General features: G+C 63.6%; 13 protein-coding genes. 11 read left to right on the plus strand and 2 right to left on the minus strand.

Features of this window, described 5'->3' with window-relative positions:
- The first annotated feature begins 78 nt into the window (after positions 1-78).
- The 3 genes from rplK to A7X65_RS02330 all read left to right on the plus strand — a co-directional run bounded on the left by rplK (position 79) and on the right by A7X65_RS02330 (position 2,247).
- Positions 79-507: a 50S ribosomal protein L11 gene (gene rplK, locus A7X65_RS02320; RefSeq protein WP_008136439.1), complete on the plus strand. Its 429-nt coding sequence runs from the start codon at positions 79-81 to the stop codon at positions 505-507.
- Positions 508-513: 6 nt separating this feature from the next.
- Positions 514-1,206: a 50S ribosomal protein L1 gene (gene rplA, locus A7X65_RS02325; protein WP_063682741.1), complete on the plus strand. Its 693-nt coding sequence runs from the start codon at positions 514-516 to the stop codon at positions 1,204-1,206.
- A gap of 90 nt (positions 1,207-1,296) precedes the next feature.
- Positions 1,297-2,247: a 2-hydroxyacid dehydrogenase gene (locus A7X65_RS02330; RefSeq protein ID WP_063682742.1), complete on the plus strand. Its 951-nt coding sequence runs from the start codon at positions 1,297-1,299 to the stop codon at positions 2,245-2,247.
- On the opposite strand, the gene A7X65_RS02335 is transcribed toward A7X65_RS02330, so the two are convergent.
- Positions 2,244-3,887 carry a hypothetical protein gene (locus A7X65_RS02335; protein WP_063682743.1) on the minus strand — a complete coding sequence of 548 codons (1,644 nt, stop codon included), beginning with the start codon at positions 3,885-3,887 and terminating at the stop codon, positions 2,244-2,246. The two genes, A7X65_RS02330 and A7X65_RS02335, sit on opposite strands and share 4 nt — an antisense overlap.
- 711 nt (positions 3,888-4,598) lie before the next feature.
- Between A7X65_RS02335 and rplJ the strand changes: the two genes are divergently transcribed.
- From rplJ to A7X65_RS02365, 6 genes are all read left to right on the plus strand, one after another.
- A complete protein-coding gene (gene rplJ, locus A7X65_RS02340) occupies positions 4,599-5,117 on the plus strand; it encodes a 50S ribosomal protein L10 (protein ID WP_063684765.1) in 519 nt (172 codons plus the stop codon).
- Between the two features lie 54 nt (positions 5,118-5,171).
- Positions 5,172-5,549 (plus strand): 50S ribosomal protein L7/L12, encoded by a 378-nt coding sequence (rplL, locus tag A7X65_RS02345; protein WP_063682744.1) that lies wholly within the window; start codon positions 5,172-5,174, stop codon positions 5,547-5,549.
- A gap of 484 nt (positions 5,550-6,033) precedes the next feature.
- Entirely contained in the window at positions 6,034-10,152 is a 4,119-nt protein-coding gene (gene rpoB, locus A7X65_RS02350) for a DNA-directed RNA polymerase subunit beta (RefSeq protein ID WP_063682745.1), read from the plus strand.
- A gap of 128 nt (positions 10,153-10,280) precedes the next feature.
- Entirely contained in the window at positions 10,281-14,477 is a 4,197-nt protein-coding gene (gene rpoC, locus A7X65_RS02355; RefSeq protein ID WP_063682746.1) for a DNA-directed RNA polymerase subunit beta', read from the plus strand.
- 193 nt (positions 14,478-14,670) lie between these two features.
- Positions 14,671-16,740 carry an FAD-dependent oxidoreductase gene (locus tag A7X65_RS02360; RefSeq protein WP_063682747.1) on the plus strand — a complete coding sequence of 690 codons (2,070 nt, stop codon included), beginning with the start codon at positions 14,671-14,673 and terminating at the stop codon, positions 16,738-16,740.
- A gap of 133 nt (positions 16,741-16,873) precedes the next feature.
- Positions 16,874-18,907 carry an ABC transporter ATP-binding protein gene (locus A7X65_RS02365; RefSeq protein WP_063682748.1) on the plus strand — a complete coding sequence of 678 codons (2,034 nt, stop codon included), beginning with the start codon at positions 16,874-16,876 and terminating at the stop codon, positions 18,905-18,907.
- On the opposite strand, the gene A7X65_RS02370 is transcribed toward A7X65_RS02365, so the two are convergent.
- Positions 18,820-20,073, minus strand: coding sequence for an FAD-dependent oxidoreductase (locus tag A7X65_RS02370; protein WP_063682749.1), 1,254 nt, complete (start codon positions 20,071-20,073; stop codon positions 18,820-18,822). The two genes, A7X65_RS02365 and A7X65_RS02370, sit on opposite strands and share 88 nt — an antisense overlap.
- Positions 20,074-20,744: 671 nt before the next feature.
- Between A7X65_RS02370 and rpsL the strand changes: the two genes are divergently transcribed.
- Both rpsL and rpsG read left to right on the plus strand, forming a co-directional pair.
- Positions 20,745-21,116, plus strand: coding sequence for a 30S ribosomal protein S12 (gene rpsL / locus A7X65_RS02375; protein ID WP_007603006.1), 372 nt, complete (start codon positions 20,745-20,747; stop codon positions 21,114-21,116).
- A 15-nt stretch (positions 21,117-21,131) separates the two neighbouring features.
- Complete coding sequence (gene rpsG / locus A7X65_RS02380; RefSeq protein ID WP_008136420.1) at positions 21,132-21,602, plus strand: 30S ribosomal protein S7; 471 nt, start codon at positions 21,132-21,134, stop codon at positions 21,600-21,602.
- Positions 21,603-21,627 lie beyond the last annotated feature (25 nt).

Consider the following 21,627-nt stretch of genomic DNA (forward strand, 5'->3'; position numbering starts at 1 on the left):
AGGGCGGTTGCCAGCCGCACATCGGTCCCGACCACGAACCTGAAACCGCCGGCCCTGCCGGCACAACAGGAGTGATACATGGCAAAGAAAGTGACCGGATACCTGAAGCTTCAGGTCCCGGCCGGTGCGGCGAATCCTTCGCCCCCGATCGGTCCCGCGCTCGGTCAGCGCGGTCTCAACATCATGGAGTTCTGCAAGGCGTTCAACGCGCAGACCCAGAAGGAAGAGAAGAACACCCCGATTCCCGTCGTGATCACGATCTACGCCGATCGTTCGTTCACGTTCGAGATGAAGACCCCTCCGATGTCCTTCTTCCTCAAGCAGGCTGCCAAGATCCAGTCCGGCTCGAAGGCGCCGGGCCGTGACAAGGCCGGCAAGGTGACCAAGGCGCAGGTGCGCGAGATCGCCGAGAAGAAGATGAAGGATCTCAATTGCGACACCATCGAATCGGCCATGAAGATGGTCGAGGGCTCTGCCCGCTCGATGGGTCTGGAAGTGGCGGGGTAAGCGGTCATGGCAATCGGAAAGCGTTTGAACAAAGCCCGCGAAGGTGTTGACCGCGAAAAGCTTTACCCGCTCGCGGACGCCATCAAGATGGTCAAGGAACGCGCCAAGGCGAAGTTCGACGAGACCATCGAGGTCGCGATCAATCTCGGCGTCGATCCGCGTCACGCCGACCAGATGGTTCGCGGCGTCGTGACCCTGCCGAACGGCACCGGCCGTACGCTCCGCGTCGGCGTGTTCGCCCGTGGCGCCAAGGCTGACGAAGCCAAGGCCGCAGGTGCTGACGTCGTCGGCGCCGAGGACCTGGTCGAGAAGGTGCAGAACGGCGCGATCGATTTCGACCGCTGCATCGCCACCCCCGACATGATGCCGCTGGTCGGCCGTCTCGGTAAGGTGCTCGGCCCGCGCGGCCTGATGCCGAACCCGAAGATCGGCACCGTGACCATGGACGTCACCGGTGCGGTGAAGGGCGCCAAGGGCGGCTCGGTCGAGTTCCGCGTCGAGAAGGCCGGCATCCTGCAGGCCGGCGTCGGCAAGGCCTCGTTCTCCGAGGAGAAGCTGGTCGAGAACATCAAGGCTCTGGCCGATGCCGTCTCGAAGGCGAAGCCGGCCGGTTCCAAGGGCACCTACATCCAGCGCGTTGCGGTGTCCTCGACGATGGGCCCCGGCGTGAAGGTCGAGCCGGGCACCATTCTCGGCTGAGGTTTGGAAATTGCATGAGGCGAGGGGCGGAATCGGGCGACCGATTCCGCCCCTCGTCGTTTGTGGCGGCACTCACCGGAAACAAGAACAATGGCTGACAAGGTCCTGATCTTTTCGCGCTTTCCCAAGACGATGATGGCGCGTTTCGCCGAACGGTTCGAGCTGCTCGACACCGGTGGCAAGCCGGCGCATGAAATGTTTCCGACAGAGGAGCTCGGCGGCATCCGCGCGCTGCTCACCGCAGGCGGTTCGCCGCTCGGCGCGGAAGCGATGGACCAGTTTCCAAAGCTCGGCGCCATCGTCTGCTACGGCACGGGCTACGACGGCGTCGACCTGAAGGCTGCCGCCGCACGCAACATCGCGGTCGGCCACAGCCCCGGCGCCAATGCGGCGTCCGTCGCCGACATCGCGATGACCCTGATGCTGGCGACGACCCGGCGGATCCTGGTCGCCGACCAATATGTCCGCAGCGGCGATTGGGCCGCCTCGAAGCAATCGCCGATGATGCGCCCGCAGGCCGGCATGCCCGGCCGCCGCATCGGCGTCTACGGCATGGGCGAGATCGGCCGCAAGATCGCGGCGCGCTGCGCCGCGTTCGAGAGTGAGGTCGGCTATTTCAGCCGCACCAGATACGATCTGCCCTATCAATATTTCCCGACCCTGGAGGCGCTCGCCGACTGGTGCAGTGTGCTGATGATCGCGGTGCGGGCAGGGGCCGAGACCCAGCACGTCGTCAATGCCGATATCCTGGGGCGCCTCGGCGCCGACGGCTATGTCGTCAACATTTCGCGGGGCTCCGTCATCGACCAGAATGCGCTGGTCGCGGCGCTGACCGACAAGACCATCGCCGGCGCCGGCCTCGACGTCTTCGAGAAGGAACCGCACGCGCCCGACGCCCTGACCGCGCTCCCCAACGTCGTGTTCGCCCCCCATATCGGCGGCCACACCCTGGAATCGCACGTCGCCATGCAGAACTGCGTGCTGGCGAACCTGACCGCGTTCTTCGAGGGCAAGCCGCTGCCTTACGCGGTCAAATCCTAGCGGGCGCGATCGAAGCGAAATTTTTCCTGCAACTCGCGCCGTAGCTTGTCGTCTTTCACCAAGGCAATGCGCGCCGCCGCGCGTTCGCGAAGCATCCGGGTCATGGGCGTCAGGGCGGGATAAGGGCTGCTCCAGCCCGCGGCTTGCAGGAACTGCTCGAGTCGCGCATCGGGCGCGCGATCGAGCTGCTGAGCAAGGAACCCGCGCTCCTCCTCATTGCGAATGAGGTAGACCCGTTTGAACGCCAGCACGCGGCTGACGAAGGCATCGCTGGCGTCATCGCGTATCACACGAAAACGCTGGCGCTGTTCCTCCACATATTGATCTGATTGATAGGCCGTCTTGTTGGCGAGGCGCAGCGCCAGCTCATATTCCCACGTCTTCAGGTCGCCTCGTTCCGCGAAGATCCGCGCGGCCTGATCCCCGACGCCTGGAAATTTCTCAGCATCCCAAGGGAACGGCAGCATGACGTCGTTGTAATCGAAGCCGACGGCGGGGTCCTGCATCCGCGTGACGATCAGGTCGACGAATTTGCGCTGCCGGCCGGGGTCGAGCTTGTACCAGAATTTCTGCAGAGCTTCGCGGACGTTGCTGGGAAAGCTCGACAGCTCGATGAATGACGCCATCACGCCGAGCAGTTCGTCGTCGATGCCGCCCTTGGCCTGCACCGTCAGGGCGATGTCGAGCGCGGCGGTGCGGGTCGGCCCCCTCGAAATCTCGACAGCGCGGCGGATCAACTCGGCAGTGCTGAGATCGGGTGTCTTCGGCGGTGCGGCCCAGTCGATGCCGTAGACGGCAGCCGCGAGGTCTTCGCCGGTGAAGGTGGGGCCTCCGATCCAGACCATTTGCGATGGACCGCCCGAAAATCCCTCCCACAGCGACAATGTCGGGTCCGGCAGGTTGGGCTGCCCGAACAGGGGAGCATAGCTGAGCACGAGGCGACGGCCAGAGTGCCAGGTCGCAGCCACGTGTTCTTCTCCGTTCTGCCGGACATTGAGCGTGCCGACGGTGCAGCAGCCGACCATCGGGTAATAGGGCCTGGGCTTCATGCGAACCACGAGGCCGTCAGGGATGGCGTCGATCGTCGCTGTCTTCAGGCATTCGCCGATGCGCCCTGCGCGTTGCAGGAGTTCCGAGTTGCGCAGCTCGTCGCCGGTGCAATCCTTGGCTGCGGCAAGCTCGGTCATCCGGATGGGGCCGATATGGCCTTTCTCGTCGTCAGTGGCGTGGACGTAGCGATCGACCAAGCCGTCGGCGAGCAGCGTGATCTGACCGCAGCAACCCCGGACCCCGTGGGTCACCAAGGTGACGGTACGAATGGACATTAATTCGGCCGGGATCGTGCGGACGGCGAGGGCGGGGTCGGTGGTCGCTTCGACGTGATAGCGGCTCCAGACTGATGCGCCGAACCAGATTGCGAAGAACACCGGGGGTGCGGCGATCAGGCCGGGATGTTTCCGGAGCGCGCCATACATCATCATGCCCAGGACCGCGATCATCCAGACAACGTTGAGGCCGCCCACGATGATGTGCATGAGAAAGGCGAGGGCCATCACCGGAAACGAACTGGTTCCCAACGCCCCGAAGATGGCAGCCAGGATCATCAGACCGATGATTAGGGTGACGACGTGCCGGGTCATGCTCGATTCGAATCTGGTCCCTGGACGGGAAGGGGCTCAACCTGTAGCTGAGAGACCTTGCCTGATCCGTAAGGCGTGTATTCTGATGAGGCCTTGTGCGAAAAGGCTTCGCTAACCTTCGGCCGGATCGTGCCTTTTGCGCGGGTTCAAGCCCCGTCGGCAATGGATTGGAACTGGTGTGAATTTTGCTCTTGGCAAGCAGGCAGAGAGCGGTTAAAGAACCGCCTCCGGACGTGCCGGCCTCGGCTGGCGCGTTCGTGCATGCATTCCGAAAACCCGACAGACAGGAGATCATTCCTTTTCAGGACGTCCGCGAGGATTTGCCGGAAAAGGAAGGAAAATCCGTCGGTTGGCTGGGATGCGGGCAGGGGTCGGGCGGTTCGCCGACTGACCTCGTCCTGTCCAAGACTGCAGGCGCCCGCGGGAAATCTCGATTTCTCAACGGCTTAATCGCATGGCCTGCATAGACGGGTGAAGACCGGATTTCACTTCGTACCCAGCTTTAAGGGCTGGCTCTGCGAAGCGGGTCTGGTTCGGACCTCGACACGCCGTGGGCTCTGATGGGCTCCCGGAGGGCAGGCTTTGAATTGTCGTCTCGCCCGGCGCGTGTCCTGGGGGTTTTGACCCCGAGGTTCAGGTTTTGGGTGGGGCGATGGGTGCAACCCGGCGGTCCCGCTTCTCGCGATGACCGCCAACCGGAAAGAGCTTGCTGTGGAACGAGCGGCAAAAAAGGAAGCGGTCGAACAGCTCAACGGGGTCTTCAAGACCACGAGCGTCGCGGTCGTTGCCCAATATTCCGGCCTCACCGTCGCCCAGATGCAGAAGCTGCGCCAGCAGATGAAGCAGGCGGGTGCATCGGTGAAGGTCTCGAAGAACCGTCTCGCCAAAATTGCTCTTGAAGGCACTGACGTCGTTGCCATCGGCCCCATGCTGAAGGGACCGACCGTGATCGCCACTTCGAACGATCCGGTAGCGGCGCCAAAGGTCGCCGTCGAATTCGCCAAGGCGAACGAAAAGTTCGTCATCATTGGCGGCTCGATGGGAAAGACCGTCCTGAATGTCGACAGCGTGAAGGCGCTTGCCTCGCTGCCGTCGCTTGATGAACTGCGCGGCAAGATCGTCGGCCTGCTTGTGGCCCCGGCGACCAAGCTCGCTCAGCTCGCCAACGCGCCCGCGGGCAAGCTCGCGCGCGTCATCCAGGCTCATGCCTCAAAGGGCGAAGCGGCCTGACGCCCTTCGCAAAACTCAAACCCGAACCAGACTTACACGTAAGGAAACTGAACAATGGCTGACTTGCAGAAGATCGTTGACGACCTCTCGAGCCTCACCGTGCTCGAAGCTGCCGAACTCGCGAAGCTCCTCGAAGAGAAGTGGGGCGTTTCGGCTGCCGCGGCTGTCGCCGTGGCCGGCCCGGCTGGCGGTGGTGCTGCCGCTGCTCCGGCGGAAGAGAAGACCGAGTTCACGGTCGTTCTCGCCTCGGCTGGCGACAAGAAGATCGAGGTCATCAAGGAAGTCCGCGCCATCACCGGTCTCGGCCTGAAGGAAGCAAAGGACCTCGTCGAGGGTGCTCCGAAGCCGCTGAAGGAAGGCGTGAACAAGGACGAAGCCGACAAGATCAAGGCCCAGCTCGAGAAGGCTGGCGCCAAGGTCGAGCTCAAGTAAGCACTGCTTACTGGCGGGGATCCCGGGCGGGCATCGGCTCGGCCCGGGATCCTGGTCCGCCCTCAAGAAGGGTGGTCCGGATGCAAAAGGCGTGCGACGGAACGAGCCGACGCGGGCCGAACACGAAAATGTGTGGGGATTTGCGGGTTTAACCCTCGAATCTGCACTATTGTCGCCCCATATCGGGTCGGCAGCACGAAAGCGCGGTGGGCAGGGGAGCCGGATTTCCCTGTAAGCCGTTGGGAGAGCAGGCTATTTCGGGCTTTTGCAGTCCGTGAAGACGATCGTTGTGACGGGCGGGCGCGCGCTAGCGCCCCGCGCGTCGTTTTGCGTTTTGAAGGTCTGAAGAACAGATTCAGGACATTCCCGCCTGAACCTGAGTTTTCCGACCCCCAAAACGGGTTCGAAAAATTCAACCCGGGGAGCGGCGGCAGCCGCGTTCCGGACGGCGCGCCCAGAGCGGGCGACGAAATGAGAGGCCACGATGGCGCAGCAGACATTCACCGGTCGCAAACGCGTTCGCAAGTTCTTCGGACACATCAAGGAAGTCGCCGAGATGCCGAACCTCATCGAGGTTCAGAAGGCGTCCTATGACCAGTTCCTGATGGTCGACGAACCCCAGGGTGGGCGCCTCGACGAGGGTCTGCAGGCGGTGTTCCGCTCGGTGTTCCCGATCTCGGACTTCTCGGGCACCTCGATGCTGGAATTCGTCCGCTACGAGTTCGAGCAGCCGAAATACGACGTCGACGAGTGCCGCCAGCGCGGCATGACCTTCGCTGCGCCGCTGAAGGTGACGCTGCGCCTCATCGTGTTCGATATCGACGAGGAAACCGGCGCGAAGTCGGTCAAGGACATCAAGGAGCAGGACGTCTACATGGGCGACATCCCGCTCATGACGATGAACGGCACCTTCATCGTTAACGGCACCGAGCGCGTCATCGTCTCGCAGATGCACCGTTCGCCGGGCGTGTTCTTCGACCACGACAAGGGCAAGACGCACTCCTCGGGCAAGCTGCTGTTCGCTGCCCGCGTGATCCCGTATCGCGGCTCCTGGCTCGACATCGAGTTCGACGCCAAGGACATCGTCTATGCGCGTATCGACCGTCGCCGCAAGATTCCGGTGACGTCGCTGATGTTCGCCCTCGGCCTCGACGGCGAGGCGATCCTGTCCACGTTCTACAAGAAGATTCTCTACAAGCGGACCAAGGAAGGCTGGCGCGTTCCGTTCGACGCCAACCGCTTCCGCGGCTACTCGACCGTCAACGACCTGATCGATGCCGATACCGGCAAGGTCGTGCTCGAGGCCGGCAAGAAGCTCACCGTCCGTGCCGCCCGCCAGCTCCAGGAGAAGGGGCTGAAGGCGCTGCGTCTGTCGGATGAGGAGCTCGTCGGCAACTACCTCGCCGAGGACCTCGTCAATCCCAAGACCGGCGAGATCCACGCCGAGGCCGGTGAGGAAATCACCGACAAGAACATGAAGGCGCTCAACGAGCACGGCTACAAGGAGCTGCCGCTGCTCGACATCGACCACGTCAATGTCGGCCCCTACATCCGCAACACGCTCTCGGCGGACAAGAACATGACGCGTGAAGACGCGCTGTTCGACATCTACCGCGTGATGCGTCCGGGCGAGCCGCCGACGCTGGATTCGGCGCAGGCGATGTTCCAGTCGCTGTTCTTCGACGCCGAGCGTTACGACCTCTCCGCGGTCGGCCGCGTCAAGATGAACATGCGCCTCGACCTCGATGCGCCCGACACCCAGCGCACGCTGCGCAAGGAAGACATCCTCTCCGTCATCAAGACGCTGGTGGACCTGCGCGACGGCAAGGGCGAGATCGACGACATCGACCATCTCGGCAACCGCCGTGTGCGCTCGGTCGGCGAGCTCATGGAGAACCAGTACCGCATCGGCCTCCTGCGCATGGAGCGCGCGATCAAGGAGCGCATGTCCTCGGTCGACATCGACACGGTCATGCCGCAGGACCTGATCAACGCGAAGCCCGCGGCTGCCGCCGTGCGCGAGTTCTTCGGCTCCTCGCAGCTCTCGCAGTTCATGGACCAGACCAACCCGCTCTCGGAGATCACCCACAAGCGCCGCCTCTCGGCGCTTGGACCGGGCGGTCTGACCCGCGAGCGCGCCGGCTTCGAAGTCCGCGACGTGCATCCGACCCATTACGGTCGTATCTGCCCGATCGAGACGCCGGAAGGTCCGAACATCGGCCTGATCAACTCGCTCGCGACCTTCGCGCGCGTGAACAAGTACGGCTTCGTCGAGACGCCGTACCGCAAGGTCAAGGACGGTCGCGTCACCGACGAGGTCGTGTACCTCTCGGCGATGGAAGAGGGCCGCTACACGGTCGCGCAGGCCAACGTGCCGCTCGACCCGAAGGGCCGCTTCACCGAAGACCTCGTGGTCTGCCGTCACGCCGGCGAAGTCTTGCCGGTGACGCCGGACAAGGTCGACTACATGGACGTGTCGCCGAAGCAGCTCGTCTCGGTCGCCGCGGCGCTGATCCCGTTCCTCGAGAACGACGACGCCAACCGCGCGCTGATGGGCTCGAACATGCAGCGCCAGGCGGTGCCGCTGGTTCGCGCCGAGGCGCCGTTCGTCGGTACCGGCATGGAGGGCGTCGTTGCCCGTGACTCGGGCGCTGCGATCGCGGCGCGCCGTTCGGGCGTGATCGACCAGATCGACGCGACCCGCGTCGTCATCCGCGCCACGGAAGATCTCGATCCGACCAAGTCGGGCGTCGATATCTACCGTCTGATGAAGTACCAGCGCTCCAACCAGTCGACCTGCATCAACCAGCGTCCGCTGGTGAAGGTTGGCGACATCGTCAAGAAGGGCGACATCATCGCCGACGGTCCCTCGACCGATCTCGGCGAGCTCGCGCTCGGCCGGAACGTGCTCGTCGCGTTCATGCCGTGGAACGGCTACAACTTCGAAGACTCGATCCTGCTCTCCGAGCGGATCGTGAAGGAAGACGTCTTCACCTCGATCCACATCGAGGAGTTCGAGGTGATGGCCCGCGACACCAAGCTCGGACCTGAGGAAATCACCCGCGACATTCCGAACGTTTCGGAAGAAGCGCTGAAGAACCTCGACGAAGCCGGTATCGTCTACATCGGTGCGGAAGTGCGCGCCGGCGACATCCTGGTCGGCAAGATCACGCCGAAGGGCGAGAGCCCGATGACGCCGGAAGAGAAGCTCCTGCGCGCCATCTTCGGCGAGAAGGCCTCCGACGTTCGCGACACCTCGCTGCGCGTTCCTCCGGGCGTGCAGGGCACGATCGTGGAAGTGCGCGTGTTCAACCGTCACGGCGTCGACAAGGACGAGCGTGCGCTGGCGATCGAGCGGGAAGAGATCGAGCGTCTGGCCAAGGACCGCGACGACGAGCAGGCGATCCTGGACCGCAACGTCTACAACCGTCTTGCCGAGCTGCTCGAAGGGCGGCAGGGCATTGCCGGTCCGAAGGGCTTCAAGAAGGACACCAAGATCACCCGTGCGGTGCTCGAGGAGTACCCGAAGTCGCAGTGGTGGCTGTTCGCCTCGCCGAACGACAAGCTGATGGCCGAGATCGAGGCCATGCGGAAGCAGTACGACGAGTCGAAGAAGGGCCTCGAACAGCGCTTCCTCGACAAGGTCGAGAAGCTGCAGCGTGGCGACGAGCTGCCGCCCGGCGTGATGAAGATGGTCAAGGTCTTCGTCGCGGTGAAGCGCAAGATCCAGCCCGGCGACAAGATGGCCGGCCGCCACGGCAACAAGGGCGTGGTGTCGAAGATCGTGCCGATCGAGGACATGCCGTTCCTCGAGGACGGTACGCACGCCGACATCGTGCTCAATCCGCTGGGCGTGCCCTCGCGCATGAACGTCGGACAGATCCTCGAGACCCATCTCGGCTGGGCCTGCGCCGGCCTCGGCAAGCGTATCGGCCAGACGGTCGATGCCTACCTGTCGAAGCAGGACATCAAGCCGCTGAAGGAAACCTTGAAGAAGGTCTACGGCGAGGACGAGACCATCAAGTCGCTCAACGACAATGAGCTGCTCGAGCTCGGCCACAACCTCAGCCGCGGCGTGCCGATCGCAACCCCTGTGTTCGACGGTGCCAAGGAAGCCGACATCGAGGAGATGCTGAAGCTTGCCGGTCTCGACGCTTCGGGTCAGTCGACCGTCTATGACGGCCGCACCGGCGATGCGTTCGATCGTAAGGTGACGGTGGGCTACATCTACATGCTCAAGCTGCACCATCTCGTGGACGACAAGATCCACGCGCGTTCGATCGGCCCGTACTCGCTCGTGACCCAGCAGCCGCTGGGTGGCAAGGCGCAGTTCGGCGGTCAGCGCTTCGGCGAAATGGAAGTGTGGGCGCTCGAGGCTTACGGCGCGGCGTACACGCTCCAGGAAATGCTGACGGTGAAGTCGGACGACGTCGCCGGCCGCACCAAGGTGTACGAGGCGATCGTGCGCGGCGACGACACGTTCGAGGCCGGTATTCCGGAATCGTTCAACGTGCTGGTCAAGGAAATGCGCTCGCTCGGCCTCAACGTCGACCTGCACAACTCCAAGGTGGGACCGGCGCCGACGTCGGAAGCGGCCGAGTAATTCGACCTTTCATGCCCGGCCTTCGCGGCCGGGCATTGGCGCCCCTCCCGATGCCTTGAGGGCAGGGCGCCCCGCTAGATGATTTTCGAATTTGCGGCCGGAGGCGACCGGTCCGCGAGGAGAAGACGATGAACCAAGAAATTATGAATCTCTTCAATCCGACGACGCCGGCTCAGGTCTTCGACCAGATCCGCATCTCGATCGCGTCCCCGGAGAAGATTCTGTCCTGGTCCTACGGCGAGATCAAGAAGCCGGAGACCATCAACTACCGTACCTTCAAGCCCGAGCGCGACGGCCTGTTCTGCGCCCGCATCTTCGGGCCGATCAAGGACTACGAGTGCTTGTGCGGCAAGTACAAGCGCATGAAGTACAAGGGCATCATCTGCGAGAAGTGCTCGGTCGAGGTCACGCTGTCGCGCGTCCGGCGCGAGCGCATGGGCCATATCGAGCTCGCAGCCCCCGTCGCCCACATCTGGTTCCTGAAGTCGCTGCCCTCGCGCATCGGCCTCCTGCTGGACATGACGCTGAAGGATCTCGAGCGGATCCTCTACTTCGAATATTACGTCGTGCTCGAGCCGGGCCTCACCGCGCTGAAGGACCGTCAGCTGCTGTCGGAAGACGAGTACCTGAAGGCGCAGGACGAGTACGGCCAGGACAGCTTCACCGCCATGATCGGCGCCGAGGCGATCCGCGAGCTGCTCAAGGGCATGGACCTCGAGAAGCTCGAGGCCAGCTTGCGCGTCGAGATGCAGGAGACCGACTCCGACATCAAGCACAAGAAGCTCGCCAAGCGCCTGAAGATCGTCGAAGCGTTCCGCCACTCCGGCAACAAGCCGGAATGGATGATCATGACCGTGGTTCCGGTGATTCCGCCGGACCTGCGTCCGCTGGTGCCGCTCGACGGCGGCCGCTTCGCGACCTCGGACCTCAACGACCTCTACCGCCGCGTCATCAACCGCAACAACCGCTTGAAGCGGCTGATGGAGCTGCGCGCGCCCGACATCATCATCCGCAACGAGAAGCGCATGCTTCAGGAAGCGGTCGATGCGCTGTTCGACAACGGCCGCCGCGGCCGCGTCATCACGGGTGCCAACAAGCGCCCGCTGAAGTCGCTCGCCGACATGCTCAAGGGCAAGCAGGGCCGGTTCCGTCAGAACCTGCTCGGCAAGCGCGTCGACTATTCGGGCCGTTCGGTGATCGTGGTCGGTCCCGAGCTGCGCCTGCATCAGTGCGGCCTGCCGAAGAAGATGGCGCTCGAGCTGTTCAAGCCGTTCATCTACTCCCGGCTTGACGCCAAGGGCCTGTCCACCACGGTGAAGCAGGCCAAGAAGCTGGTCGAGAAGGAGCGGCCCGAGGTCTGGGACATCCTGGACGAGGTCATCCGCGAGCATCCGGTGCTGCTGAACCGCGCGCCGACGCTGCATCGCCTCGGCATCCAGGCGTTCGAGCCCGTGCTGATCGAAGGCAAGGCGATCCAGCTTCACCCGCTGGTCTGCTCGGCGTTCAACGCCGACTTCGACGGCGACCAGATGGCCGTGCACGTCCCGCTGTCGCTCGAAGCGCAGCTGGAAGCGCGCGTCCTGATGATGTCGACCAACAACATCCTGCATCCCGCGAACGGCCAGCCGATCATCGTGCCGTCGCAGGACATCGTGCTCGGTCTCTACTACGTCTCGATCATGCGCGAAGGCCTGCCCGGTGAGGGCAAGATCTTCGGCGAGATGGCCGAGCTCGAGCACGCCCTGCACGCGAAGGTCATCCACCTCCACACCAAGATCAAGTACCGGTGGCAGGGCATGGATGAGACCGGCAAGGTCTCGACGCGCTGGATCGAGACCACCGCCGGCCGTGTCATGCTCGGCAACCTGCTGCCGAAGAACCCGCGGATCACGTACGAGATCATCAACAAGCTGATGACCAAGCGCGAGATCTCGGGCGTCATCGACCAGGTCTACCGTCACTGCGGTCAGAAGGAGACGGTGATCTTCTGCGACCGCATCATGGCGCTCGGCTTCTACAACGCGTTCAAGGCCGGTATCTCGTTCGGCAAGGACGACATGGTCGTGCCGCACGGCAAGTGGAAGATCGTCGACACCACCCGTACGCTGGCGAAGGATTTCGAGCAGCAGTACAACGACGGCCTGATCACCCATGGCGAGAAGTACAACAAGGTCGTCGACGCCTGGTCGAAGGCCACGGAAGAAATCGCCAAGGCGATGATGAAGGAGATCTCCGCCACCAAGAAGACGGCGAGCGGAGCCGATGCCGACATCAACTCGATCTACATGATGGCTCACTCCGGTGCCCGCGGTTCGCCGGCCCAGATGCGCCAGCTCGCCGGCATGCGCGGCCTGATGGCCAAGCCGTCGGGTGAGATCATCGAGACGCCGATCATCTCGAACTTCAAGGAAGGCCTCTCGGTTCTCGAGTACTTCAACTCGACCCACGGCGCCCGTAAGGGCCTCGCGGATACCGCGTTGAAGACCGCGAACTCGGGCTACCTGACCCGTCGTCTGGTCGACGTGGCGCAGGACTGCATCATCACGCAGTCGGACTGCGGCACCAAGCTCGGCATCAAGATGCGCGCCATCGTCGATGCCGGCACCGTGGTGGCTTCGCTCGGCTCGCGCATCCTCGGACGCACGGCCTGCGAGGACATCCGCGACAGCTCCGGCAAGGTGATCATCAAGCGCGACACGCTGATGGAAGAGAGCCATCTGGACGCCATCCAGCAGGGTGGTGTGCAGGAGGTGAAGATCCGCTCGGCGCTGACCTGCGAACTCGTCAACGGCATCTGCGGCAAGTGCTACGGCCGCGACCTCGCCCGCGGCACGCCGGTCAACCACGGTGAAGCCGTCGGCGTCATCGCGGCGCAGTCGATCGGCGAGCCGGGCACCCAGCTCACCATGCGCACCTTCCACATCGGCGGTGCGGCGCAGCTCAACGAGCAGTCCTTCGTCGAAGCCAACTTCGACGGCAAGATCGTGATCCGGAACAAGGCCATCGCCCGCAACAGCGAAGGTCACCTGATCGCGATGGTGCGCAACATGGTGGTGGCGATCGTCGATGCCGACGGCACCGAGCGTGCGACGCACCGCGTCCAGTACGGTTCGCGCCTGCACGTCGACGAAGGCGACATGGTCAAGCGCGGCCAGCGCGTCGTCGAGTGGGATCCCTACACCCGTCCGCTCCTCACCGAAGTCGAAGGTACGATCGGCTTCGAGGATCTGGTCGAGGGGCAGTCGATCTCGGAAACGCTCGACGAAGCGACCGGTATCGCCAAGCGCGTGGTCATCGACTGGCGCTCGACCCGCGGCGGCTCGGACCTGCGTCCGGCCATCGTGGTCAAGGGCAAGGACGGCAAGGTGCTCAAGCTCGCCCGTGGCGGCGATGCCCGCTACATGCTGTCGGTCGACGCCATTCTCTCGGTCGACGTCGGAGCCAAGGTCAACCCGGGTGACATTCTCGCCCGTGTCTCGACCGAAAGCGCCAAGACGCGTGACATCACCGGCGGTCTGCCGCGGGTGGCGGAACTGTTCGAGGCACGGCGTCCGAAGGATGCGGCGATCATCGCCGAGATCGCGGGCACCATCCGGTTCGGACGCGACTACAAGAACAAGCGTCGCATCTCGATCGAGCCGATGGACAAGACCGAGGAGCCGCGCGAGTACCTGATCCCGAAGGGCAAGCACATCCACCTTCAGGACGGCGACGTCGTCGAAAAGGGCGACTTCATCGTCGAAGGAAACCCGGCGCCGCACGACATCCTTGCGGTCAAGGGCATCGAGGAGCTCGCGGCCTACCTGGTCAACGAAATCCAGGAGGTCTACCGGCTCCAGGGCGTGCTCATCAACGACAAGCACATCGAGGTGATTGTCCGTCAGATGCTCCAGAAGGTGGAAGTCACCGACCAGGGCGACACGGACATGATCTCCGGCGAGCAGGTCGACAAGATCGAGTTCGACGCGCTGAACGAGAAGGCCAAGGAAGAGGGCAAGAAGCCCGCCACGGGAACGCCGGTTCTGCTCGGCATCACCAAGGCGAGCCTGCAGACCCGCTCGTTCTTCTCGGCGGCCTCGTTCCAGGAGACCACCCGCGTCCTCACGGAAGCGGCGGTCAACGGCAAGATCGATCCGCTCGAAGGCCTCAAGGAGAACGTCATCGTCGGCCGGCTGATCCCGGCAGGCACCGGCGCCTCCATGGCCAAGATCCGCGAAGTCGCGATGAAGCGCGACAAGCTGATCCTGGACGAGCGCGAGAAGCAGGCGTCCGTCGTGCCGCCCGCGCCGGAAGCGGAGCTTCCTGCGCTGCCGCCCGCGGAATGATCGTTCATCCGTAGGAATACCGAGGACAATGAAAAGGCCGGCGCAAGCCGGCCTTTTTGCTGCTTTGTTTGCTTGTTGCGATGCAGGATCGACCTTTGTTCATCTTTCCTTCAGGCGCAAAAGCGCTTCTGCTAGGAGAGCTTAGACCGGTGGATCCCGTGACGGGGGCAGGGCCGGAGACCACGGAACGGATATGCTTGATCTCGCAATCGTAGGCGGCGGCCCCGGCGGGCTGATGAGCGCCTGGTATCTGAAGCGCAAGCTCGGCGACCTCTGCCGCGTCACCATCTATGAGGCGTCGGACCGGCTCGGCGGCAAGATCGTCACCCGCAAATTCGATTCCGCGCCCGCGATGTACGAGGCCGGCGTTGCCGAGATCTACGACTACTCGATGACGGGTCCGGATCCGCTGCGCGAGCTGATCCAGCATTTCGGCCTGCAGACGATTCCGATGGACGCCGAGCAGGTGCAGTTCGGCGGCGAGCTGCTCAACGACGTGCCCGGCATGCGCCGCAAATACGGCGCCAAGACCGCGGCCGCGATCGAGGCCTTCCGCAAGCGCTGTGCCGAGGTGATGTCGCCGATCGAGTATTACGAGGGCGTCGGCGCGCACGACAACGAGAATCCCTGGGCCTACAAGACCGCCGAGCAGGTGCTCGACGAGGAGGTCGAGGACGAGACCGCAAAGCGCTTCTTCAAGGTGATGGCGCGCTCGGACATCGCGACCGAGAGCCACAACACCAACGGCCTCAACGCGCTCAAGAACTACCTGATGGACGTCGACGGCTATATCGGCCTCTATTCCATCCAGAACGGCAACGAGCAGCTGATCGAGTGCCTGCAGTCGGAAGTGAACGCCGACATTCAGCTCAATCATCGCGTGCTCACCGTCGGCAAGGCGCCGACCGGCCGCTATCAGCTCAAGATGATGAACGGCAAGGGGCCGGAGACGCGCGACTTCGATCTCGTGCTGGTCTGCCTGCCGCATTCCTGGCTCGCCACCATGGGGTGGGAGGGCGAGCAGCTGCGCAAGTCGATGGTCAAGCACGTCTCGTATTTCGACCGTCCGGCGCACTATCTGCGCGTCTCGATCCTGTTCGACTCCCCGTTCTGGGGCGAGAAGATTCCGGGCGCCTGGTTCATGTCGGAAGCCTTCGGCGGTTGCTGCGTCTACAACGAGGGCGCGCGCCACGACGTCGGCAAGCACGGCGTCCTGAACTGGCTCATTCCCGGCTCCGACGCGCTGGCCTTCGCCAATCTGTCGGACCAGGAGCTGATCGACGCCGCGCTGAAATCGCTGCCGGCCTCGCTCGGTGATGCCCGCGCGCATTTCATGGAAGGCAAGATCCATCGCTGGCTGTCCTCGGTGAACGCTATACCGGGCGGTCTGCCCGTGCGCGACGTCATGACCAATCACCGGCCCGAGCCGAAGGAACATCCCGGCATCGTGGTGGTCGGCGACTACCTGTTCGACTCCACGCTGAACGGCCTGCTCGACTCCTCGGACGCTGCGACCGACATCATCCTCACCGAGATGATGCGCCTGCGCCGCGAGCGCGCGCAGGACAATGGTGAGCCGATCTCGGACAAGATCGACCGCGACTATTTCGACAACTATCGCGGCCTCGGCCCTTACAGCGAAGTGTGGCAGCACTTCACCGATCCCGATTACCTGACAAAGCTGATCGGCATCGTCTGGGGCAAGGCGAAGGGCTCGAAGCTCCTGGTCGCCGGCTCGGCCAGCGGTGAGCTGGTTGGCGCGCTGCGCGATCGCGGCATCGATGCCTGGGGCATCGAGAACAACCGCGCGATCCACGCCAAGACGCCGAAGGCGCTGAAGAAGTACAACAAGCTCGGCTCCATCACCGACATGCCGTTCAAGGACGGCGCGTTCGACTTCGTGTTCGAGACCAGTCTCTGCCACGTTTCCCCGAAGCAGGTGGTGCGCGCGATCCGCGAGCTCAACCGCGTGGTCAAGACCGGCCTCGTGTTCGGCTCGATCACCTCGGACATGGCTTCTGTCGTGATCGACCGCTACGACCTCTTGCGCGGGGTCAAGAAGCTCGGCACCTGGTGGGAATGGTCCGAGCTGTTCTTCGGCAACGGCTTCGATCTGTCGATGCACCGCAAGGACTGCGCCGATGCGCTCTGGGAGGCGACGCTCGCCGCGGGCAAGGGCCCGGGCGAGTGGTACGCCGACGCGGACAGCCTGCGCTATTCGTTCTTCGACAAGGTCGAGGACGAGGACGAGGACGACGACTAGTCCTTAAGGCCGGGTGAATTCGCCAATTGCTTTGCCGAATGCGTCGTGATCGCATAGAATCGGTGTGATAGCGGTTTTCCGCTGTTTCCTGCTTTCTCTGCGGTCATGCCGGCCGTCAGCATCGGTTGGTTTCATGGCGTCCAAGCCCCTCCCGCCCGACAAACAGAAGCTCGCCGCGGAAGAAGCGGCCGAGCTCGAAGACAAGCTCACCCCCGCCAAGCCGGACCTCGAAGACGACGAGGCCGACGACGACGAGGAGGATGACGAGCTGGAGCTTGATGACGACGATGAGGACGAGGACCTCGTCGTCTTTACCGCGCGCGAGGCCGCCGGCGCACTCGCGACCATCCTGGGTTTCGTCAAACCCGTCCTCGCCAATTACAAGCGGATGCTGTCGTTCGTGGCGTTCGGCGTCATCGTCGAGACGCTGTTCAACGTCATCATGCCGCTCAGCCTGAAGTACCTGATCGACGACGCGCTCGGCGAGGAGGACTTCCAGGCGCTGTACAAGATCCTCGGCGTGCTCGCGGTCGCCGGCATCTTCACCTCGATCGTCGCTGTCTGGTACGAGCGCTGGGATGCGAGGCTGGCCGCCTGCGTCATCTCCGACGTTCGCAAGCGCCTGTTCGAGCACGTCCAGAACCTGCCGGCGTCCTATTTCGGTCGCACCAAGCGCGGCGAGATCCTGTCGCGCTTCTCGGTCGACCTCTCGGCGTTCGAAGGCTCGGTCAAGACCTTCGCCAACAGCGCGGCGCTGCCGTTCCTGGAATTGATCGCCGGCATCATCCTGATGATATTCCTGAACTGGCAGCTCGCCGCGGTCGCGCTGCTGGTGTTCCCAATCACGCTGATCGGCCCGCGCATCCTCACCCCGAAGGCGGTGCAGGCCAATTACGAGCAGAAGCAGAACGAAGCCGCGCTGCTCGGCATGGTGCAGGAGAACATCGGCGCGCAGGCCGTGATCAAGGCGTTCAGCCTGCAGCGCAAGATGTTCGGCTTCTTCACCTTCCGCAACGACGAGACCCGCAACAAGATCGCCTCGGCCGCGTTCCTGTCGACCATGGTGGAGCGGACGGTCACGATCTCGGTCCTGATGCTGCATTTGGTGGTGCTCGCGATCGGCGCGTATCTGGCGACCAAGGGCCAGATCACGATCGGCACCTTCGTCACCTTCGAGAGCGCGTTCTGGGAAGTCTCCTACAACATCGCCCACGTGATGCATTTCATCCCGGTGTCGATCTCCTCGGCCGCCGCGATCCGCCACATCCAGGAGCTGCTCGACGAGCCGACACGCGGCGCCGATCGCCCCGGCGCACCCGACCTGCCGCGCATCACCCACGACATCACGTTCGATCGCGTGACGTTCCAGTACGAGGGCAGCCAGACACCGGTGTTGGACAATCTCAGCCTCAAGCTGAACGTCGGCAAGAGCATCGCCATCGTCGGCCCCTCGGGCTCGGGCAAGAGCACGCTGCTCAACCTGATCCTGCGGCTCTACGTGCCCGACGAGGGGCGCGTCACCATCGACGGTGTCGACGTCCGCAAGGTGACGCTGGATTCGCTGCGGCGGAGCATGGCCGTGGTGTTCCAGGAGAACATGCTGTTCAACATGTCGATCCGCGAGAACATCCGGCTCGGCAAGGAAGGCGCGACCGACGCGGAGGTGGAGGAGGCGGCCAAGAAGGCCGAGATCCACCGCTACATCATGAGCCTGCCGCAGCGTTACGACACGCCGGTCGGCGAACGCGGCGACACGCTCTCGGGCGGCCAGCGCCAGCGCATCGCGATCGCGCGTGCGATCATCCGCAATCCCTCGGTTCTGCTGCTGGATGAAGCCACCTCGGCGCTGGACCAGACCACGGAAGCCGCGATCAACCGAACGCTGCTAAAGGTCGCCAAGGGCCGCACCATGATCTGGTCCACCCACCGCCTGACCTCAGTGGTCGAGATGGACGAGATCATCGTGATCTCGGGGGGCAGGGCGATCGAGCGCGGCTCGCATGCCGAGCTGCTCGCCCTGAACGGCACCTATCGCAAGCTGTGGAACGACCAGATCCACCAGCCGCACGGCGCGGCGGCTCAGGCCGACGACGACAGCGACGATGCCGACGAGGACGAAGACGACCTCGAGGATGATGAGGACGAGGACGACGACGAGGAGGAGTGACCGAGGAAGTTCGGCTCCAGGTCGAAAGCGCCTCCAAGCGGTCTCAACCATCCCTGAACCGACCAGGCGATGAAGCGTGCCCAGCGCTGCGCCGTCCAGTAAGGGCTCGTCCCGGTCGTAACCGAGCGGAAGTCGAACGCCTTCGCCGCCGACCATTCGTCGCAGGCCCGCTTGACCGGATCGGCGTAGAACGCGGCGATCTTGGCTGCGTCCATCCCGTCCGAGGACAGCCATTGCGGGATGTAGACGTTGCAGAGCCGCTCGACGTCGGTGAAGACCTTGTCGCAGCCGGTGCCGGCGACGGGGCAGGAGGTCGAGAAGGCATCGCCCACCAGCACGAGGCCCGGCTGGCCGCTCGCCTCGTTCACATAGAGATCGACCGGGCGAATCTTCAGCTCGCCGGGAATGTCGAACGGGCCGGTGATGCGCTTGAGCCGGGGCAGGGCGGCATGCAGCGTCTCGGCCGGGGCGCGGCGCAGCTCGCGCAGCCAGGGATCGTCGAAGCTGCGATAGACGAACAAATTGGCGCGCATGCGCGGGCCGATCGGAAACAGCGTGATGTAGGGGATACGATCGCCCGGCCGCTCCGAGAAATAGGTCAGCGCCGGGAAGCCGAATGCATCCCGCCCGGCCGGGACCACGTCGAACCCGATCGAGATCGAATGGCAGGCGCTAACGACCTTTCGCGCGATGCCGAGCTGGTGGCGCAGGCCGACATTGAGGCCGTTGGCGAGCACGACCAGGCGGGCGGAGACGGTCTCGTCATTGGAGAGGGTGATCCGCTGCCGCTCCGGGCCGGTCTCGACCGCGATGGCCTTGGCGCAGATGCGCTCGATACCCCCCGGGATTTCGTCGCGGACGGCGTTGACGAGGGAATCGTAGAGGATGTTGAACTGCCGGCTCGGCGACCGGTCGAGCAGATGGCCGAATCGCGCGATCCAGTTCTCGCCGGAATAGGTCGCGCGCCGCAGCACCGATTCTGCGATTCCGGTCTTCAGGAATCGGCCGACCTGCACCTCGCCGCTGAGTTTTTCGACTCGAAAGTCCGCCGGATAGCTCTCATGCGGATCGATCAGCACAGCCGAAATACCGGCCCGGCCGAGCATCGCGGCGGCGGTCGAGCCGGACAATCCCCCGCCGATGATGGCAATGTCGGTGTAGCGCATGATGCAAATCTCTGCCGAAGGCGGCAGATTGACGCATCAACAGGAAAAAAAGCCTTAGCAAGGGTTATAAAAGTATATTTTGCCCGGGTATAAATAGGTCGCTGGGGTAGCGGAACCGGGCAGGGATCGCCATATCGGGTTGGCGCGGTGAGAGCGGTAAACCTCGATTTCGACAGGCGCGGGAAGCGTTTTGTGACTGTCGTTTCACCTTGACTTGACCGATTCTCACTTATAGAAAGCGCCTCACTTACGACAGGCGGTGAGCATCGCCAGCGTCGGAACGGGCCACCCGTCAGATCCTCCGGGATCGTTTTAAAGCGGGCACCAACCTCGACGAATGCCGCTCAAACGCTGTCGATCATAGCTAGGCAATGCCAGTGCGATTCTAGGTCTCTTGAGCTCGTTCTCTTGAGGTCGAATTCGGATGCATGACCTCAGTGCGCGAGCCGCGGCGATTTCGCTGATCGGCTTCAATACTGCGGTCCTCTGTGGCGTCGAAGCGCTTTCTGCTCCCTGATGGAGCGGATGGCGCAATTCCGCTTTGTGTGGATTGTTCCGCGCGAGGCGGCCCCGTCGAGTGGGTGGCTCGAACAGAATTTGCGGTCCCGGTAACGGGCTGCGGCAAGACAGCAGGCCCGTGAGGGGCTGCGATAACAAAGGGTAAGGCCAGGATGCCGACGATCAACCAGCTGATCGCTCAACCGCGGGAAGTGCAGAAGTCGCGCAAGAAGGTGCCGGCGCTGCAGCAGTCGCCTCAGAAGCGTGGTGTTTGCACCCGCGTCTACACCACGACCCCGAAGAAGCCGAACTCGGCGCTTCGTAAGGTCGCCAAGGTGCGCCTGACCAACGGCTTCGAGGTGATCGGCTACATCCCCGGCGAGGGCCATAACCTCCAGGAGCACTCGGTGGTCATGATCCGCGGCGGCCGCGTCAAGGACTTGCCCGGCGTGCGCTACCACATCCTCCGCGGCGTTCTGGATACCCAGGGCGTCAAGAACCGTAAGCAGCGTCGTTCGAAGTACGGCGCCAAGCGTCCGAAGTAAGCGGGAACCAAGCCTATGTCTCGTCGCCACTCAGCGGAAAAGCGCGAAGTTCTCCCGGATCCGAAGTTCGGGAACATCATCGTCACCAAGTTCATGAACTCGGTGATGTACGCCGGCAAGAAGTCGGTTGCGGAAGGCATCGTCTACGGTGCGTTCGGCATCATCGAATCCAAGACCAAGCAGAACCCGCTCGGCGTGTTCGAGCAGGCACTCGAGAACGTCATGCCGACGATCGAAGTGCGCTCCCGCCGCGTCGGTGGCGCGACCTACCAGGTTCCGGTCGAGGTTCGTTCGACCCGCCGTCAGGCTCTGGGCATTCGCTGGCTGATCTCGGCCGCGCGCGAGCGCAACGAGAAGACCATGACCGAGCGCCTCTCGGCCGAGCTCCTCGACGCCTCGAACAACCGTGGCAACGCCGTCAAGAAGCGTGAAGACGTGCACCGGATGGCGGAAGCCAACCGCGCCTTCTCGCACTATCGCTGGTAACGGCGACACACGGAATTTAAGGAAC

Source organism: Bradyrhizobium stylosanthis, assembly GCF_001641335.1.
Classification (GTDB): domain Bacteria; phylum Pseudomonadota; class Alphaproteobacteria; order Rhizobiales; family Xanthobacteraceae; genus Bradyrhizobium; species Bradyrhizobium stylosanthis.

What these genes read in the sequence shown, in the direction of transcription:
- rpoC (WP_063682746.1), top strand. Translation starts at nt 10,281, where the DNA reads ATGAACCAAGAAATTATGAATCTCTTCAATCCGACGACGCCGGCTCAG.
- rplA (WP_063682741.1), top strand. Translation starts at nt 514, where the DNA reads ATGGCAATCGGAAAGCGTTTGAACAAAGCCCGCGAAGGTGTTGACCGC.
- rplK (WP_008136439.1), top strand. Translation starts at nt 79, where the DNA reads ATGGCAAAGAAAGTGACCGGATACCTGAAGCTTCAGGTCCCGGCCGGT.
- A7X65_RS02360 (WP_063682747.1), top strand. Translation starts at nt 14,671, where the DNA reads ATGCTTGATCTCGCAATCGTAGGCGGCGGCCCCGGCGGGCTGATGAGC.
- A7X65_RS02330 (WP_063682742.1), top strand. Translation starts at nt 1,297, where the DNA reads ATGGCTGACAAGGTCCTGATCTTTTCGCGCTTTCCCAAGACGATGATG.
- A7X65_RS02335 (WP_063682743.1), bottom strand. Translation starts at nt 3,887, where the DNA reads ATGACCCGGCACGTCGTCACCCTAATCATCGGTCTGATGATCCTGGCT.
- rplL (WP_063682744.1), top strand. Translation starts at nt 5,172, where the DNA reads ATGGCTGACTTGCAGAAGATCGTTGACGACCTCTCGAGCCTCACCGTG.
- A7X65_RS02370 (WP_063682749.1), bottom strand. Translation starts at nt 20,073, where the DNA reads ATGCGCTACACCGACATTGCCATCATCGGCGGGGGATTGTCCGGCTCG.
- A7X65_RS02365 (WP_063682748.1), top strand. Translation starts at nt 16,874, where the DNA reads ATGGCGTCCAAGCCCCTCCCGCCCGACAAACAGAAGCTCGCCGCGGAA.
- rpsG (WP_008136420.1), top strand. Translation starts at nt 21,132, where the DNA reads ATGTCTCGTCGCCACTCAGCGGAAAAGCGCGAAGTTCTCCCGGATCCG.
- rpsL (WP_007603006.1), top strand. Translation starts at nt 20,745, where the DNA reads ATGCCGACGATCAACCAGCTGATCGCTCAACCGCGGGAAGTGCAGAAG.
- rpoB (WP_063682745.1), top strand. Translation starts at nt 6,034, where the DNA reads ATGGCGCAGCAGACATTCACCGGTCGCAAACGCGTTCGCAAGTTCTTC.